This window comes from Limnoglobus roseus (genome assembly GCF_008254045.1).
GTDB classification, from domain to species: domain Bacteria; phylum Planctomycetota; class Planctomycetia; order Gemmatales; family Gemmataceae; genus Limnoglobus; species Limnoglobus roseus.
Window position 1 is genome coordinate 3,722,552 of record NZ_CP042425.1, and the last position, 19,638, is coordinate 3,742,189.

Below are 19,638 nucleotides of genomic sequence, written 5' to 3' on the forward strand. Positions count from 1 at the left end.
CGCGACGTCTCTGAAAGAGGCTCCGATAGGTATTGTACTCGTCAGTACAGAACTTTCACAAAGGAGCCGGTCATGTCGAAGAAACTCACGGGTCAAGTCGCGGTCGTCACGGGGGCTTCCAAGGGTATTGGGGCTGCCATCGCCAAACACCTCGCCGGGGAAGGGGCTTCCGTTGTCGTCAACTACGCCTCCAGTAAGGCGGGTGCCGACAAGGTCGTATCAGAGATTACCGCCGCGGGCGGCAAAGCTGTCGCGGTACAAGCGAACGTCGCAGTGGAAGCGGACATCCGCCGGCTGTTCGCGGACGCCAAGAAGGCATTCGGGCGGCTCGACATCCTGGTGAACAACGCAGGCATCTACGAATTCTCCCCGCTGGAGAATGTCACGGCCGAACACTTCCACAAGCAGTTCGACCTGAACGTCCTCGGCCTCATCCTCTCGACGCAGGAAGCCGCGAAGCACTTCGACGCGAAGGGCGGCAAGGTTATCAACATCAGCTCCGTCGTCTCGGTCTTCGCTCCGCCGAACGCGGCCGTGTACTCCGCGACGAAGGCGGCCGTGGACGCGGTCACGAAGTCGCTGGCGAAGGAACTGGGACCGAAGAAGATCCGCGTAAACTCGATCAACCCCGGCATGGTCGAGACGGAAGGCGTCCACGCGGCCGGGTTTGCCGAGAGCGACTTCCGCAAGCAACTCGAAGCCCAGACGCCGCTCGGTCGCATCGGCCAGACGAACGACATTGCCCCGGCGGTGACGTTCCTCGCGTCGGACGACTCGGCCTGGATCACCGGCGAAACGTGGTTCATCGGCGGCGGGCTGAAGTAACCCTCTCACCCCTCCCGTGCAGTATCGGGCAAGGACCGCGGACGATCGAGTTACCGCGGTCCTTGCCCCGCCCTTACCATTCTCCCGATCACTTGATCTGATTCATCCCAACCGCCGGGTGTCCCATGTGGATCGTCAAACTGGCCCTGCGCCGGCCGTATACCTTCGTCGTCGCGGCCCTGCTGATTCTCGTCCTCGGTGCACTATCCGCCCGCCGGGCACGGACCGACATCTTCCCGGAAGTGGACCTGCCGGTCGTCACGGTCATCTGGACCTACCGCGGCATGGACACCACGGAGTTCGAGAAGCGGGTGACGACGTACAGCGAGTACGCGATTAGCTCGAACGTGAACAACATCCGGCGGATGGAGTCGCAGACGGTCAACGGCGTCTCGGTAATCCGCATCCACTTCCACCCCGGCAGCGACGTGAACGCGGCCGTCGCGCAGGTGACGGCCGTCAGCCAGGCGATCCGCCAGGTGATGCCGCCGGGCATTCAGCCGCCGATCATCCTGCGGTTTAACGCCTCCAGCGTGCCCGTGCTGCAACTGGCGATGTCCAGCCCGACGATGGCCGAGTCGGACATCTACAACTACGGCCTCTACATCCTCCGCCAACAACTCTCGACGATCCCTGGCATCACGCTGCCCACGCCCTACGGCGGCGTCGAACGGCAGATTCAGGTGGACCTCAACCCGGAGTTAATGCGGGCCCGCGGTGTCTCGGCGAAGGACGTGTCCGACGCCATGAACGCTTACAACCTGGCCGCCCCGACCGGCACCGCGAAGATCGGCGACCAGCAGTACCCGGTTACGCTGAACAATACGCCGCTGGCTGCGGACGCCTTCAACGCAATCCCGATCAAGACCATCGGCGGCACGACGATCTACGTGCGGGACGTGGCCCAAGTTCGCGACGGCTTCCAGTCGCAGACGACCGTCGTCCGTCGCGACGGCACCCGCGGCGTGCTGATTACGCTGTTGAAGAATGGTGATGCCTCGACGCTCGATCTCGTGAAAGCCGTGAAGGCGGCGCTGCCGACGATCCAGGCCGCCGCTCCGCCGGACTTGCAAATCGAGATGCTGTTCGATCAATCGCTGTTCGTCGAAGCCGCGGTGGACGGCGTGATCCACGAGAGCGTGATCGCCGCTGGGCTGACGGCCCTGATGATCCTCGTCTTCCTCGGCTCGTGGCGGAGCACGCTCATCGTCGCCGTGTCGATCCCGCTGTCGATCCTCGCGTCCATCGCGATGCTCTATTCCCTCGGCTACACGTTGAACGTGATGACGCTCGGCGGCCTGGCGCTGGCGGTCGGCATCCTCGTCGATGACGCCACGGTGGAGGTCGAGAACGTCCACCGCAACCTCGGCGAGAACAAGCCGCTGCTGACGGCCATCCTCGACGGGGCGAGCCAGATCGCCGTGCCGACGTTCGTGGCGACGCTGACCATCGGCATCGTGTTCGTCGCCGTGACGTTCCTCGACGGGGTGGCGAAGTACCTGTTCACGCCGCTGGCCCTGGCCGTGGTCTTCGCCCTTGGCACGAGCTACTTCCTCTCGCGGACGCTGGTGCCGACGATGATCCGCTACCTGCTCGCCAGCGAATCGCACCACACGCCGAATACGATCTTCGGCCGGGCGCACAACGCCTTTGAAGGCGCGTTCGAGCGGTTCCGCAACGCCTACACGCGACTGCTCGCCTGGAACCTGCGGCACCGCCGCACGGTCCTCGGCCTGTTCATTCTGATCGTCCTCGGTTCCGTGTCGTTGATTCCCCGCGTCGGCGAAGACTTCTTCCCGACGGTGGACGCGGGCCAGTTCCGGTTGCACGTCCGTGCCCCAGCCGGCACGCGGTTGGAACAGACCGAGCGCTACTTCACGCAGGTGGAAGACGAAATCCGCGCCACCCTCGGCGACGACGCCCGGCTCATCATCGACAACATCGGCCTGCCGAACCGCAGTTATTCGATGGCCTTCGGCGACAGCGCCACGACCGGCGTGTCCGACGGCGAAATCCTCGTCTCGCTGAAGGACGACCGCCGCAAGGGCACGCCCGCCTACATGGTCGAGCTTCGTGAACGGCTGGCCGCGAAGTTCCCGCAACTCACCTTCTACTTCCAGTCGGCGGACATCGTATCGCAGATTCTGAACTTCGGCCTGCCCGCCCCGATCGATGTGCAGGTCGGCGGGTACGACGGCAAGAAAAACCTGGAGATCGCCCAGCAGATCGTCGGCCGACTGAAGCAAATCCCCGGCGTGGTGGACGTTCACCTCCATCAAGTGACGGCCGTACCGACGCTGCACCTGGAAGTCGATCAGACGCGGGCCAGCCAACTTGGGCTGTCGCAACAAGAGGTGGCGAACCAGGTGTTCGTCTCGCTCTCCGGCAGCCAGCAGGTGCAGCCGAACTACTGGGTCGATCCGCAGAGCGGCATCTCGTACCCGGTGGAAACACGAGTGCCGCCGCACGCGGTCGATTCGGTGGCGGCCGTCGAATCGCTGCCGGTGCCGACGCGGGACCGGCCGGACCAACCGCAACTGCTCACGAACCTCGCGAAGATCGACCGCAAGTCCACGGCCGAGGTGACGAACCACGTCAACGTGCAGCCGGTCTACGACGTGTACGCCAACGTGCAGAACCGCGACCTGGGCAGCGTGGCCCGCGAGGTGCAGAAGGTCGTGGACGAGTTCCGCGGCCAGCAGTCGCCGGGGAACACGATCGAGATTCGCGGCCAGGCCGAGAGCATGCAGAGTGCCTTCGCCCGCCTCGGCCTCGGCCTCGTGTTCGCGGCGGTGATCGTTTACTTGCTGCTCGTCGTGAACTTCCAGAGCTGGACTGACCCAGCGATCATCCTCAGCGTGCTGCCGGGGGCACTTGCCGGCGTGGTGGTCGGCCTCCTGGCCACCAAGACGACGTTTAGCGTGCCCGGTCTGATGGGCGCGATCATGGCCATCGGCGTGGCGACGGCCAACAGTATCTTGCTCGTCACGTTCGCCAACGATCGCCGCAAGGAAGGGGCCGATGCCCTCACGGCCGCGCTGGACGCCGGGCGGACGCGGATGCGGCCGGTGCTGATGACGGCCCTGGCGATGGTCCTCGGCATGTTGCCGATGAGCCTCGGCCTCGGGCAAGGCGGCGAACAGAACGCTCCGCTCGCCCGTGCTGTGATCGGCGGCCTGCTGGTCGCCACGCTGACGACGCTGATGGTCGTGCCCGTGGTCTACAGCCTACTGCGGGCGAAGACGGCCCCGAAGGCGACCGTCGAACCAGAGTTGATGTAGACCCGTTCACTGTAATCCCGATCGCGAAGGCCGGTATTCCTTCGCATCGAACAATCGAATCACACAGTTAGGAGTCGAATATGACAACGCTCACACCGATACCTGCTGATCGTTCTTCGCCGCCCCGCCGCCGGTGGCGAATCGCCGGCGCCAGCGTGGTCGCCATCCTCGGCCTCGGCGCCGCGAGCCAGGCCGCCCTCGGCCTTCGCGAGCCGCAGCAGCCGACATCCCAGGTCGCTCCGACAGACCGCACGGTAACGGTCGTGTCGCCGACCGCGATGCCCGTCACCACCGACCTGCTGTTGCCCGCGCAACTGTTGCCCTACGAGCAAACCAACCTCCACGCCCGCATCGACGGCTACGTGGCGAAGTGGCACGTCGATCGCGGTGCACGGGTGAAGGCCGGCCAACTCCTTGCCGAGATCGCGGCCCCGGAAGTCGATCAGCAAACCAAACAGGCCGAGGCCGCCGTCGAACAAGGTCGGGCGCTGCTGGTGCAACGCCGGGCGGACTTGGAGCAAGCGAAGGCTGAACTCGACGCCGCGAAGGCCCAGGTGAAGGTGGCCGAGGCGAACCGCGAGTACGCGGCCAGCGAGGACAAGCGGCAGACCGCCCTCGGCACGGCCGTCAGTCGCACGGAGTCGGAAGTGGCCGCCCGCAACCGCGACGCGACGGCCGCACAAGTTCTCGCCGCGAATGCCGACGTGGGGGCGAAAGAGAAACTGATCGTCAGCCGAGTGGCCGCGATCGGCACGCAGGAAGCGACCGTTCGCGGATTGGAAGCCGACGCCCGACGGCTGAAGGAGGTGCAGGGCTTCAAGCGGATCGTCGCCCCGTTCGACGGCACCGTCACCCGCCGCTTCGCCGAAGTCGGCATGTTGCTCTCGACCGTCACGCCGCAACCGCTGTTCCACGTCCAGAACTCGGCCACGCTCCGCGTTCAGGTGGACGTGCCGCAGGGCTACGCGACCGGGGCGAAGGCCGCGAAGGTCGGGTACGTGATCGTCCCCGAATCGCCGAACCACCCGCTGGCCGCAACCGTGGCTCGCACCGCGAACGCCCTGGACCCGACGACCCGCACGCTGCGGGTGGAGTTGGAACTGCCGAACGAGAGCCGAACGGTGCTGGCGGGAACCTACGCGCAAGTACGCATCGCCTTGGCCCCGTCGCACACGTCGCAGATGGTCCCCGTCTCGGCCTTGCGGTACACGCCGCAGGGGGTCGAAGTCATTGTGGTGGAGGGCGATAAGCCCTTCGTCCGGCCGGTGAAACTCGGCCGCGACTACGGCCGAACGGTCGAGGTGGTTTCCGGCCTGAGCGGGGGCGAACAGCTCGTCGTCAACCCGGCCGACGACTTGGCCGGCGGACAAACCGTGCGCATCCAGGGCACGACGAAGCCCGCCGAGCCGACCACTCTGGCCGAGACGTGGCCGTCGGGACACTCGACCCGGCGGTAGTCCAGGTTCCTCCCCCGCGCGACAATAGCTCAGCGAGCAATGTCGAGTCGGGGGTCAGGAACAACCACGCCGCGACGTATCCACACCTGCGAGCGAGGGTCCGGATCATCCCCTGCGAACAAGTCGCTTTCCCCCGAGTACGAGTCGGCTGACCGCTGCCACCATCGCCGAGACGCAGACGAATATCTGAACCGCTGCCCAATAAACTCCAGACTTGAGACTGGCGGTATGCTCATCGCCGCCGCCGTCCGGACTTACCTTCCCTGAAGCGGCCGTGACCTTCACAGGCGGGCAGAAGTTGTGTCGCGGGGCCCAGACCTGTCAGAGTGAACATCTCTTTGCACCGAGGGCGGATCTCAGTTTCAATCGTGCCGTGAACGATACGTTGCCCGACTGCCCTCTTCTCGCGGTCCACTTTGTATAACTTCAGATGCCCAGAAATTGGCCCATTTCCAGTTGGCAGTCGTTCTTCAACTGATGGTATGCTCGTGCCAAAATGCGTTGCATTGAGGTACGATGAGCCGCAGTGTTGAACGGGCATCAGTGTTCCGCACCTCCCTTGCGGAAGCGACCTCCAATACCCGTCGATCTGGAGCACCGTGAACAAAACCACGATTAGCCAATCGGAACTCCCTCCGTCCAATTCCGTGGATGATACTGACAAACTCTCGAAGGCGAAACTTCGGGGCAAGTCGAAGGCTTCGTTGGATCCCGCGGACACTCCCTCGGAGAACTCGGGGGACGCCCGGGCGCGGCTGATTCTCTCGGCAATCATCGCGTTTCGGGATGGAAATTTCTCAACTCGGCTACCCGCGGACTGGGCCGGCACGGACGGGCGAATCGCCGAGGCTTTCAATCAAACCATCGCACACGAGGATCGGATCGCTCAAGAAGTGGCGCGGTTGAGTTTGACGGTCGGAAAGGAAGGGCGGCTCAAACAGCGTATGTCGGTGCCGGGGGCCATCGGTGGGTGGGCCTCGAAGATTGACTCGTTGAACACGCTGCTCGACGACTTGGTGCGGCCGACGACGGACGTCGCTCGGACCATCGGCGCGGTGGCCAAGGGGGATCTTGGGCAATCGATGGACCTGGAGGTCGACGGGCGACCGCTCAAGGGCGAATTCCTGCGGTCGGCGAAGCTCGTGAATTCGATGATCGAGCAACTGTCGGTTTTCACGTCCGAGGTGACGCGCGTCGCCCGCGAGGTCGGCACCGAGGGCAAGCTCGGGGGGCAGGCCAAGGTCAAGGGCGTGTCGGGCGTGTGGAAGGAACTGACCGAGTCCGTCAATCAGATGGCCGGCAACCTCACGGCCCAGGTGCGGAACATCGCGGACGTGACGATCGCGGTGGCGAACGGGGACTTGTCGAAGAAGATCACCGTCGACGTCCGCGGGGAGATCCTCCAGCTCAAGGAGGCCATTAATACGATGGTCGACCAACTCCGCTCGTTCGCCTCGGAAGTCACCCGTGTGGCCCGCGAGGTCGGCACCGACGGGCGGCTCGGGGGGCAGGCGGTGGTCCCCGGGGTGGCCGGGACGTGGAAGGACCTGACGGACTCCGTGAACGCGATGGCGACCAACCTCACGGCCCAGGTCCGGAACATCGCGACCGTGACTACGGCGGTGGCGCGGGGCGACCTGTCGCGGAAGATCACGGTGGACGTGAAGGGGGAAATCCTGGAGCTCAAGGAGACCATCAACACGATGGTCGACCAGCTGAACGGTTTCGCGTCGGAGGTGACGCGGGTGGCCCGGGAGGTTGGCACCGAGGGGAAGCTCGGCGGCCAGGCCCAGGTGGGCGGCGTCGCCGGCACGTGGAAGGACCTCACCGACTCTGTGAACTCGATGGCGTCGAACCTGACCGGCCAGGTCCGGAACATCGCGGAGGTGACGACGGCGGTGGCGAAGGGGGATCTGTCGCGGAAGATCACGGTGGACGTGAAGGGCGAGATCTTGGAGTTGAAGAACACGATCAACACGATGGTCGACCAGCTGAACGGGTTCGCGTCGGAGGTGACGCGGGTGGCCCGGGAGGTGGGGACGGAGGGGAAGCTCGGGGGGCAGGCGGCGGTGCCCGGGGTGGCCGGGACGTGGAAGGACCTGACGGACAACGTGAACTTCATGGCGTCGAACCTGACCGGCCAGGTCCGGAACATCGCCGACGTCACCACGGCGGTGGCGAAGGGGGATCTGTCGCGGAAGATCACGGTGGACGTGAAGGGCGAGATCTTGGAGTTGAAGAACACGATCAACACGATGGTCGACCAGCTCAACGGGTTCGCGTCGGAGGTGACGCGGGTGGCCCGGGAGGTCGGCACCGAGGGCGAACTCGGCGGCCAAGCCGAGGTCCGCGGCGTGGCCGGGACGTGGAAGGACCTGACGGACTCGGTGAACGCGATGGCGACCAACCTGACCGCCCAGGTCCGGAACATTGCCGACGTCACCACGGCGGTAGCCAACGGCGACCTGTCCCGGAAGATCACCGTCGTGGTACGCGGGGAAATCCTGGAGCTAAAGAACACGATCAACACGATGGTCGACCAGCTCAACGGCTTCGCCGGCGAGGTCAGCCGGGTGGCCCGAGAGGTGGGGACCGACGGCAAGCTCGGGGGCCAGGCGGAGGTGCCCGGGGTGGCCGGGACGTGGAAGGACCTGACGGACAACGTGAACTCGATGGCGTCGAACCTGACCGGCCAGGTTCGGAACATCGCCAACGTGGCGACGGCGGTGGCCAACGGCGACCTGTCCAAGAAGATCACGGTGGACGTGAAGGGCGAGATCCTGGAGTTGAAGAACACGCTCAACACGATGGTCGACCAGCTGAACGGTTTCGCGTCGGAAGTGAGCAGAGTCGCCCGGGAGGTGGGCACCGAGGGCAAACTCGGCGGCCAAGCCCAGGTCCGCGGCGTGGCCGGGACGTGGAAGGATCTCACCGACAACGTGAACTCGATGGCGAACAACCTCACCTCGCAGGTTCGGAACATCGCGGAGGTGACGACGGCGGTGGCGAAGGGGGATCTGTCGCGGAAGATCACGGTGGACGTGAAGGGCGAGATCTTGGAGTTGAAGAACACGATCAACACGATGGTCGACCAGCTCAACGGGTTCGCGTCGGAGGTGACGCGGGTGGCCCGGGAGGTGGGGACGGAGGGGAAGCTCGGGGGCCAGGCGGCGGTGCCCGGGGTGGCCGGGACGTGGAAGGACCTGACGGACAACGTGAACTTCATGGCGTCGAACCTGACCGGCCAGGTCCGGAACATCGCCGACGTGGCCACGGCCATCGCCCGCGGCGACCTGTCCCGGAAGATCACCGTCGAAGTGAAGGGCGAGATCCTTCAGCTCAAGGAAACCATGAACACCATGGTCGACCAGCTCAATGCCTTCGCCGGCGAGGTCAGCCGGGTGGCCCGGGAGGTGGGGACGGACGGCAAGCTCGGGGGGCAGGCGGCGGTGCCCGGGGTGGCCGGGACGTGGAAGGACCTGACGGACAACGTCAACTCGATGGCGAACAACCTCACTTCGCAGGTGCGGAACATCGCGGACGTGACGATCGCGGTGGCGAACGGTGACCTGTCGAAGAAGATCACGGTGGACGTCCGCGGGGAGATCCTCCAACTCAAGGAAACCATCAACACCATGGTCGACCAACTCCGCTCGTTCGCGGCGGAAGTCAGCCGGGTGGCCCGGGAGGTGGGGACGGACGGCAAGCTCGGGGGGCAGGCGGCGGTGCCCGGGGTGGCCGGGACGTGGAAGGACCTGACGGACAACGTGAACTCGATGGCGTCGAACCTGACCGGCCAGGTCCGGAACATCGCCGACGTGGCCACGGCCATCGCCCGCGGCGACCTGTCCCGGAAGATCACGGTGGACGTGAAGGGCGAGATCCTTCAGCTCAAGGAAACCATGAACACCATGGTCGACCAGCTTTCGGCCTTCGCGTCGGAGGTGACGCGGGTGGCCCGGGAGGTGGGGACGGAGGGCAAGCTCGGGGGGCAGGCGGCGGTGCCCGGGGTGGCCGGGACGTGGAAGGACCTGACGGATAACGTGAACTCGATGGCTTCGAACCTGACCGGCCAGGTCCGGAACATCGCGGACGTGACGATCGCGGTGGCGAACGGTGACTTGTCGAAGAAGATCACCGTCGACGTCCGCGGGGAGATCCTCCAACTCAAGGAAACCATCAACACCATGGTGGAGCAACTCCGCTCGTTCGCCTCGGAGGTCACCCGCGTCGCCCGCGAGGTCGGCACGGAAGGCCGTTTGGGCGTGCAGGCGGTGGTGCCCGGGGTGGCCGGCACCTGGAAGGATCTGACCGACTCGGTGAACACGATGGGGGCCAACCTCACCGCCCAGGTCCGGAACATCGCGGAGGTCACGACCGCCGTCGCGCGGGGCGACCTGAACCGGAAGATCACGGTGGACGTGAAGGGGGAGATCCTGGAGCTGAAGAACACGATCAACACGATGGTCGATCAGCTCAACTCCTTCGCGGGCGAAGTCACCCGAGTGGCCCGGGAGGTCGGCACGGAGGGCAAGCTCGGCGGTCAGGCCCAGGTTTCCGGCGTGGGCGGGACGTGGAAGGACCTCACCGACAACGTCAACTTCATGGCATCGAACCTCACCGAACAAGTCCGCGGGATCGTGAAAGTGGTCACCGCCGTGGCCAACGGGAGTTTGAGCCAACGCCTTACCGTGCAGGCCAAGGGTGAGGTCGCCGCGCTCGCCGACACCATCAACAACATGACGGACACGCTGGCGACCTTCGCCGACCAAGTGACTAACGTCGCGCGCGAAGTCGGCGTGGACGGGCGGTTGGGCGGGCAGGCCAACGTCCCCGGGGCCGCCGGCACGTGGAAGGACCTCACCGGCAACGTCAACCTTCTCGCCGCCAATCTCACCACGCAGGTCCGCGCCATCGCCGAGGTCGCCACGGCGGTGACCAAGGGCGACCTCACCCGCTCCATTCAGGTCGAGACCCGCGGGGAAGTTGCGGAACTGAAGGACAACATCAACACGATGATTTTCAACTTGCGCGAAACGACCGAGCGCAACCGGGAGCAGGACTGGCTGAAAACGAACCTCGCGAAATTCACCGGCATGCTCCAGGGCCAACGCGAGCTGAAGACCGTGGGCCAGATGCTCCTCAGCGAGCTGACGCCGCTCGTCAAGGCCTACCAGAGCACGATCTACCACATGGTCGGGACCGGCGAGAATACCCAGCTCCAATTGCTCTCGAGCTACGGGCACAAGGGCAAACGGACGATGGAAACGATCGAAATCGGCGAGGGCCTCGCCGGCCAGTGCGCGGTCGAAAAGAAGCGGATCCTCCTCAGCGACGTGCCGCCCGATTTCATCACCATCTCCTCCAGCCTCGGGGAAGCCCGGCACGTCAGTATCATCGTGCTCCCGGTCCTCTTCGAAGGGCAGGTCAAGGCCGTCATTGAACTTGCCACCCTCCACCCCTTCACCGACGTCAACATCACCTTCCTCGAACTGCTCACCCAGAGCATCGGCGCGGTCTTCAACACGATCGAAGCGACCATGCGGACGGAGGGGTTGCTCACGCAGTCGCAGCAGCTGACCGTGGAATTGCAGTCTCGCCAAAGCGAACTCCAAAACACGAACGAAGAACTCGGGACCAAGGCGAAGCTGTTGGCCGAGCAGAACGCCGAGGTAGAGCGAAAAAATGCCGAGGTCGAGCAGGCCCGTCACGCGCTCGAGGAAAAGGCCGCCGAACTGGCGCTGACCTCGAAGTATAAATCCGAATTCCTGGCGAACATGTCCCACGAACTGCGGACGCCGCTCAACTCCATCTTGATCCTCAGCCAACAACTGGCCGAGAACTACCCGGGCAACTTGTCGAGCAAGCAGATCGAATTTTCTCGGAACATCAACTCGTCCGGTTCCGACCTCTTGCACCTCATCAACGACATCCTTGACCTCTCGAAGATCGAATCCGGGACGGTGACCGTCGAGGTCGAGGAAATTCCCTTCCCCGGCCTCCGAGACAACATCGACCGGAACTTCCGGCACGTGGCCGAGGCCAAGCACCTGCCGTTCCACGTCCACTTCTCCGAGAACTTGCCACCGTTCTTGGACAGCGACCCGAAGCGGCTCTTGCAAATCCTCAAGAACCTGCTCTCCAACGCAGTCAAGTTCACCGCCCACGGTCACGTCGACGTCCGGGTGGGCCTCGCGACGCAGGGTTGGACTCCGGATCACCCGTCCCTCGGCAAGGCGGGTCAAGTGATCGCCTTTGCCGTCGAGGACACGGGGATCGGAATCGCCCCGGAGAAGCAGCGGATCATTTTCGAGGCGTTTCAACAGGCCGACGCCGGGACCTCCCGCAAGTACGGCGGCACCGGCCTCGGCCTCGCCATCAGTCGCGAGTTGGCCCTACTACTCGGCGGCGAGATCAAGCTCGCCAGCGTCCACGGGCAGGGCAGCACGTTCACCCTCTATCTGCCCGTGCACTACACCGGGTCCAACGGCGCGCGGGCCGGACTGGCCAAGGGCGGCCCGTCCTCGGTGCGCGAACACACGGTTTTGCCCGCCCCGCGCGAAGACCACATCGAGGACGACCGCAGCACGATCGAGAAGGGCGACCTGACGCTGCTCATCATCGAGGACGATCCGCACTACGCCCGCATTCTCTTAGGGCTGGCCCGCGACAAGGGCTTCAAGGGCATCGTCGCCAACCGGGGCGCGGTCGGCCTTTCACTCGCGCGACAGTTTCGCCCCGCCGCCATCTCACTCGACATCTTTCTCCCGGACATGCTCGGCTGGACGGTGCTCAACCAACTCAAGCTCGACCCGGGCACACGCCACATCCCCGTGCAGATCATCACGCTCGTCGAAGAACGCCAACACGGACTCGCCCACGGGGCCTTCTCTTACCTCGTCAAGGCACCGACCACGGAGGGGTTGGAGGCGGCGTTCGACCGCATCAAAAATTTCACCGCCCCGCGGACCAAGCGACTGCTGGTCATTGAGGACAACGACATCGAGCGTCAATCCATTGTCGAATTGATCGGCTACCGGGATCTCGAGATCGCGACGGCGGCCTCTGGCGAGGAAGCAATGGCGGCAATGACCGCCCAACCGTTCGACTGCGTGGTCCTCGACCTGCGCCTGCCGGACATGAGCGGATTCGAGTTGCTGAGTAAGATGCACGGCACGCCCGCCCTGGCGGCCGTGCCCGTGGTTGTCTTCACCGGCAAGGACTTGACCGCCGAGGAGCAATCGAAGCTCAAGGCGCTGGCCAAGAGCGTCGTCCTCAAGGACGTCCAGTCTCCCGAGCGATTGCTGGACGAGACGGCCCTGTTCCTTCACCGCATCGTCACGGACCTGCCGGCCGACAAGCAGAAAATGCTCGATCAGTTGCACAATTCGAAGGACGTCCTCCGCGGCCGAAAAGTCCTCGTGGTCGACGACGACGCCCGCAACATCTTCGCCCTCGCCTCGCTCCTCGAGAACCATGACATGGAAGTGGTCAGCGCGACCAACGGCCGCCAGGCGATCGAGACCCTTCAAAACGGGAACGACGTGAGCATCGTGTTAATGGACATCATGATGCCCGAAATGGACGGCTACGAAACGATGCTCAAGATTCGGAACGTCCCGAAGTTCCGCACCCTCCCCATCCTCGCCCTGACGGCGAAGGCGATGAAAGGCGACCGAGAAAAGTGCCTCGACGCCGGCGCGAGCGACTACATCGCCAAGCCGGTGAACAGCGATCAACTCTTGTCACTGATGCGCGTGTGGCTCTTCCGCTGACAACTCGCGAACGGTCGATGATCGCAAGACACGAAGGAGCCAGACGCCATGAGCACAAACGCCACCGCCCCGCCGGACGATCCGACACCCGATCCGCAACGGCGGCCAAGCACCGCGGTCGAAGGACCGGCTTCCGCCCGCGGTCACGAGGCCATCAACATTCTGATCGTGGACGATGAGCCTAAGAATCTCACGGTCCTCGAGACGATCTTGGACGAACCCGAGTACCGACTGTTCCGGGCCGAATCCGCCGACCAGGCACTGCTCGCACTCATCCAGGATGAATTCGCGCTCCTGATCTTGGACATCCGGATGCCCGGCATGACCGGTTTCGAGTTGGCCCAGCTGATCAAGGAACGCAAGAAGACCGCCCACGTGCCCATCATCTTCCTCACCGCGTATTACAACGAAGACCAGCACGTTATCGAGGGCTACGGCACCGGCGCGGTGGACTACCTCCATAAGCCTGTGAATCCGACGATCCTTCGCTCGAAAGTCGCCGTTTTCGCCGAACTGCACCGCATCAGTCGCGAGGTCGCAATGGCCAACCGGGCCTTGCTCGCCGAGGTGTCCGAGCGCCGCCGGGCCGAGGAGCGGTTGCGCGAGCTGAACGACAACCTCGAGCGGCGCGTGTTGGACCGTACGGAAGCCCTCCGCGCCTCCGACCGCCGCAAGGACGAGTTTCTGGCGACACTAGCTCACGAACTCCGCAACCCTCTCGCCCCTGTCCGCAACGCCGTCCAAGTTCTCGACCTAAAGGGGCCGGCGATACCCGAGGTGAAGTGGGCGAAGGAAGTCATCGACCGGCAAATGCTGGCCATGACCCGACTCATTGACGACCTGATGGATGTGAGCCGCATCAGCCGCGGGAAGATCAAGTTGAAGAAGGAGCGGGTCGAGCTCGCACGGGTCGTGCAGGCGGCCATCGAGTCGAGCCGGCCGCTCATCGAGAAGGAAGGGCACGAGTTGATTGTGCGCTTCCCGCCGCAATCCATTCTCCTGGACGGCGACGCGGTGCGGTTGGCCCAGGTGTTCCTCAATCTCCTGAACAACGCCGCCAAGTTCAGCCCGAGCGCGGGCCGCATCGAACTGGTCGCAAAGCGGCTCGGCAACGACGTGGTGGTGTCGGTGAAGGACAACGGCATCGGCATCTCCGCCGCTCACCGGGAATCCGTTTTTGAAATGTTTTCGCAGGTCGAGGGCGCCCTCTCCCGGTCACAGGGCGGGCTGGGCATTGGCCTCTGCTTGGTGAAACGCCTCGTCGAAATGCACGACGGCCGGGTGGAGGTCAACAGCGACGGCCCGGGGCAGGGGAGTGAGTTCTTGGTCCGGCTCCCGGTACTCACGGATTCGTCAGCCCCCGCCGAGATCGACGAGGGGGAAATCGACCGGGCGATACCGCCTTCCGCCCTGCGCGTCCTGGTCGTGGACGACAATCGCGACGCCGCCTCGAGTCTCATGATGCTGCTCGAGGCCGTTGGTAACACGGTCTACGTGGCCCACGACGGCGAGGGGGCCGTCGAGGCGGCGGACAAGTACCGTCCTCAAGTCGTGCTGCTCGACATCGGCCTTCCGAAAATGAACGGCTATGATGCGGCCCGAACGATTCGGCGAGAGCAGTGGGGCCAGAAGATGGTTCTCATCGCCATGACGGGTTGGGGGCAGGACGAGGACAAGCGTAAGTCGGCGGAGGCCGGGTTCGATCGACACATGGTCAAGCCGGTGGACCCGCGGTCGTTGATAACCCTCCTGAATGAAATACACCTCCCGAAGAGTTAATCGTTCGCAATCCGGACGGCGGGCTAAGGTTTGAAGACAGGACCGCGGCCGGGGTTACCTGCGGGAACCCCGGCCGCGGTCCTGTTGAAACTGCCGCGGGCCGTTACGGCGTCTCGACGGTCACGGCCATGACGACCGGGGCGGTCGCGTCCTTCCCCTTCACCAACTCGATCTGCTTGATCGCCGCGTCGGTCCGCTTCGGCGTGACGGCCAGGTAGCGAACCTGCTGCTGACGCAAGGCGAACGCGAACTTCGATTCCGGCACGTCCACCCGGCGGATGTAGTCGGCGAAGTGGACGCCGTTCTTCAGTTCGTGGTCCTCCGTCGTTCCGTCGGCGTACTGCAACCGCACGATCAGGCTCACCGTCCCCTTCTCGCTCGCCGGGAAGCACCACCCGCCGATGCCGCTGAGGAAGTGGATCGCCTTCGCAGGGGTGTTGCACGGCAGCGTCACGCTCTTCGGCATCGTCGGCGGGACGTTGCCGTTCGGGCCGTTGAGCATCACCGCGTTCTTGGTCTTGTCCCCGTCGGGGTCCACGAGGGTGAACGGGATGCCCTCGAACACCTTCGGCTTCCAGTCGCGGAACACCAGCCGCTCGGCCTGGCCCGTCGGCTCGAAGAACATTCCCTTCGTCGTCACGACCGTCGCCACCTTGTCGAGCGGGATGGGCAGGTACTTGCCCTTCTGCGTGAGGAACTCCAGCAGGTTCGTGAGTTCGTCCTTCGTCAGCGTCTTCTCGAAGCCTTCCGGCATGAGCGACTTCTTCGACTCGGTCAGCTTCTCCAGGTCGTCGCGGGCGATGGCGTGCCGCTTGTTCTCGGCGTCGAGCAGTTCCACCGTCGTCTTCGACTCGGCCGCGAGCAGGCCCTGGATCGTGCGGCCGTCGATCAGCGACGCGGTGTACGCCTTGTAGTTCCCCTCCACGCTGCGGGACGGGTCGAGGACGGCGATGAGGATTTCCTCCTTCGGATGGACGGCGAAGCCGGTCAGGTCCGGGCCGATTTGGGCCCCCTCGCCGCTGTGCTTGTGGCACTTGGCACAGTGCTGCGTGAACGCCTTCTTGCCCAGGCCGGCGTCGCCGGTCAACTTCAGGATGCCCTTGAACTGTTCGATCACCTTCTGCCGGTCCGGGTCGGGCAACCCGCCGCCGGCCGCGAGCAGCGCCTTCGCCCGCTTGGCCACATCCGCGTCCGGGTGGGCGGCGAGGGCCGTCTTCTGGTCCAGGTCGAGTAGGTCGAACCGCACTTGTCCCTTTTCGACGGCGTCGAGGAACGCCTTCGCGTTGTCGGCCCGGCCGAGGATCAGCCGCAGTGCCGCCGGCCGTGCGGCGGTCGGGAGGGTGCCGAGCTTCGCGACCAGGGCCGTGCCGGTCGTCTTCGCCTTGCTCGCCGCGAGGGCATCCAACACGCCGTTGGCGAACTCCGGCGACGCCTTCTCCGTCAGGGCGGCGACGAGCGTGTTGGCGGCGGCTTCGTCCGTCGGCAGGTACTCCATCGCTTGCCGGGCGGCGTCGAGGCGGGTTGCGTCGGCCGCCTTCGCGTCGGCGACGGTGACGAGCAAGCCCTTCGCCAACTCGGCGAGTTGGGCGTCGATGCCCTTCACGCCCCAGGTGGCGGCCAGTTTCATCATCTTGCCCCGGGCCGTCGGCGTGGCCTTCGCCAGCATCCCGGCGAACAGTTTTTCCCCTTCCGGCGAGAGCGTGAACGTCTTCCCGGCCGGCCACCCCTGGGCCAGCCCGTCGATGATCGCCGCGTCCACGGTCGGGTTCTCGCCCATCGCCTTCAGGAGCGTTTCGACCGGGTGCGTCGGGGCCGCGGTTTGGTTGTCGCTTGCCGCGGATTTAGCCTCGGCTGCGAACGCCCGGGCCACCCGCTGGATGACGCTCAACACGGTGGACGAGAGGGTGGACTGAGCCGGCAGTTTCGCGCAGCCGACCAGGAACGGGGCCGGGTGGGAGCCACCGGCGATCGTCACCGCGTCGGCGAAGTTGCGGTCGTCGAGGTAGTTCGGCCGGGCGAGGTCGGCAGCCAACTTCGTCGGCAGTTGGGTGGACTTCGGCAGGTCGGTCAGCGCGAGGACCGCCGCCAGCCGAACGCCGGCGTCGGCGTCGATGAACGCCTTGTCGCCGAAGAGAGTGTCCGCGTCCTTGCCCCAGCCCTTCACGAGAGCTTGGATCGCGTTCTTGCGAACGACGGCCGACGGGTGGCCGACCGACCCCGCTGCCGCGCGGGTAGCGTCTGCCGGGGCCAGGGCCGACAGCGCCCACACCGCGTGGACCACGGCGTACTCCGGCGTGGCGGCGTCCTTCACGAGGGCCGTCAGCTTCTCGACCGCCGCCGCGTCGTGCTGCTCCACCAGCAACCGTTGGGCGTTCATCCGCCAGAACATGTTGTCACCCTTCAGGGCGGCGACGAGGTCGTCTGTCGTCGCGTCCTTCAGGTTCGGCGCCTTGCCGGCGGTCGCCTTCGTGTAGACCAGCCGGTACACGCGGCCGTACTTCTTGTCCCGCAGTTCCGTCTCGTAGGCCCCGCCGCCGCCGGTCTTAAACCCGGCCGGCGTGGGGTTGTGCTGAACGATGAAGTTGTACCAGTCCAGCACCCACACGTTGCCGTCAGGGCCGACCTGGGCGTCGATGGGGGCGGCCCACTCGTCGTCGGCGGCCACGAGGTTCCAGCCGTACTTGGCGGTGAAGTCGGTGCCGCTACGGGTGAGCGGGAACGTGGCCGTCAGGTGGCCGGTCGGGTCGCTCACGAAGGCGGTCTTGTTCCAGTACTCCGGCGGGTAGTTGCGGGCCGTGTAGACCGCGCACCCGGCGGCGGCCGTGAACCCGCCGTGCCAGTCCACCTGCCGCACCTTGTCGGTGACGGCCCGGAACTTGTTGTCCGGCACGATCTGCCGCAGCACGCCTGCGGTCAGGCCGCGAACCTTCTCGTAGTAGCGGTTGGCGATCGGCATGTGCACCAGCACGCAGCCGTTGGCCGTGCTGCCGAACAGGTCGCCGTCCTCGTTGAAGGCGACGCCCCAACTGTTGTTGCTCGTGCTGCGGAGAAACTCCAGTTTCTCGACCTTCAACTCGCCCGCCTTCGGTTCCGTCACCTGGAAGCGGTAAAGCCCCTGGCGGAAGGTCATTCGCTCACCGGCCACGGTGCCGTTGAAGCCGCTGTACCCGACCATGCCGTAGACCCAGTTGTCGAAGCCGTACCGCAGGTTGCTCGGCCCGGCGTGCGTGTCGCCGGTGCCCCAGCCGCTGAATAGCACCTGCCGCACGTCGGCCTTGCCGTCGCCGTCGGTGTCCTTCAGGAACAGCGTGTTCGGGGCGGCGTGGACGATCAGCCCGCCGCGGGCCACGAGCATGCTCGTCGGGATGCTCAACCCCTCGGCGAAGGTCGTCACCTTGTCAGTCTTGCCGTCGCCGTCGGTGTCTTCCAGTACGATGATCTTGTCCCGCCCCGGCCCGGTCCGCTTCAGTTCGTGCGGGTAGTCCAGAGACAGGGCCACCCACAGCCGGCCCTGCACGTCCCATGTCATGCAGATCGGCTTGCCGCCGCCGAACTGCTCCTCCGACGCGAACAGCTTCATGTCGAAGCCCTCCGGCATCGTGTAGTGGGTCATCGACTTCTCAGGCGTCAGCGGCTTCTGCATCGTCGTGATCGGGTCGGCCTTTGCCCCCCGCGTCGGCGGGTAGAACGGCACCTTCGCCGGGACGTACTCGAAGTCGCTCGCCTTGCCGGTGATCGGCGTCATCTTCGGCGGGCCGCCTGCGACCGTCACCGGCGCGGCGGCCGGCTTGCCCGTGGATTTGTCTGCGTAGTCGCCGGCCAGGGCCGGGTCTTGGTTGCACGCCCACCGAATGCCGCGTTCGACGAGGTTCTGGAAGCCGGGGTGGCTCCAGGTGCGCTGGTCGTGTCCCCAGGCGGTGTAGAACACGCGGCCCTTGCCGTGCGTCCGCACCCACGTCCACGGCTCTTGCAGATCTTTCTCCGCCCGCGTTTCGAGAACGACGCGGTCCTTCTCGTTGTGCTTCGCGTGGACGTAGGTTTCGTCCCAGCTCTCGAACCCGCCGAAGCCCTTCATGATCGGGTGGTCCGGCTTCACGTCCGTCACGCGGAACGTGCCGGTGGTGTGGCTGCGGAACTGCGCGCCGACGAGGGCAACGTAATCCTTGTCGTCGGTGAAGCAGAAGCTGGCGCAGTGGAGCGGGATGAACCCCTTGCCGCTCGCGGTGTAGTCGAGGATCGCCTTGACGTGTTCCGGCTTCCCTTTCGGGTGGTTGGCGTAGATGACCAGGCCGTCGTACTTGTTCAGGTTCTCCAGGTTCAGGTCGTCCAGCTTGTCGGTGTACGTCAGGGCGATGTTGCGCTTCGCCAGGACGGGTTCGAGTTGCTTGAACCGCGGGGCCGGGGCGTGCCCGGCGGTGCCGCCGAGGAACAGCAGGGAGAGTTTCGGCGGGTCGGCCGCGGTGCCGCCGGCGGCGACCAACAGCAGGGCGAGGCCGGACAACAGAACGCGAAACATCGGTC

At 65.2% G+C, this 19,638-nt stretch carries 6 protein-coding genes; 5 read left to right on the forward strand and 1 reads right to left on the reverse strand.

Features of this window, described 5'->3' with window-relative positions:
* Positions 1–72 precede the first annotated feature (72 nt).
* The 5 genes from PX52LOC_RS15605 to PX52LOC_RS15625 all read left to right on the forward strand — a co-directional run bounded on the left by PX52LOC_RS15605 (position 73) and on the right by PX52LOC_RS15625 (position 15,117).
* Positions 73–825: an SDR family NAD(P)-dependent oxidoreductase gene (locus PX52LOC_RS15605; protein WP_149110990.1), complete on the forward strand. Its 753-nt coding sequence runs from the start codon at positions 73–75 to the stop codon at positions 823–825.
* A gap of 125 nt (positions 826–950) precedes the next feature.
* Complete coding sequence (locus PX52LOC_RS15610; protein WP_149110991.1) at positions 951–4,106, forward strand: efflux RND transporter permease subunit; 3,156 nt, start codon at positions 951–953, stop codon at positions 4,104–4,106.
* Between the two features lie 80 nt (positions 4,107–4,186).
* Positions 4,187–5,563: an efflux RND transporter periplasmic adaptor subunit gene (locus tag PX52LOC_RS15615; RefSeq protein WP_149110992.1), complete on the forward strand. Its 1,377-nt coding sequence runs from the start codon at positions 4,187–4,189 to the stop codon at positions 5,561–5,563.
* Between the two features lie 944 nt (positions 5,564–6,507).
* Positions 6,508–13,338, forward strand: a complete 6,831-nt coding sequence (locus PX52LOC_RS15620; RefSeq protein ID WP_390637541.1) for a HAMP domain-containing protein — start codon at positions 6,508–6,510, stop codon at positions 13,336–13,338.
* Positions 13,339–13,386: 48 nt separating this feature from the next.
* Positions 13,387–15,117, forward strand: a complete 1,731-nt coding sequence (locus PX52LOC_RS15625) for a response regulator (protein WP_149110993.1) — start codon at positions 13,387–13,389, stop codon at positions 15,115–15,117.
* 103 nt (positions 15,118–15,220) lie between these two features.
* Here the strand turns inward: PX52LOC_RS15625 and PX52LOC_RS15630 are convergent, their stop codons facing one another.
* On the reverse strand, positions 15,221–19,633 hold the full coding sequence (locus tag PX52LOC_RS15630; protein WP_149110994.1) for a PVC-type heme-binding CxxCH protein: 4,413 nt from the start codon (positions 19,631–19,633) through the stop codon (positions 15,221–15,223).
* Between the last annotated feature and the right edge of the window lie 5 nt (positions 19,634–19,638).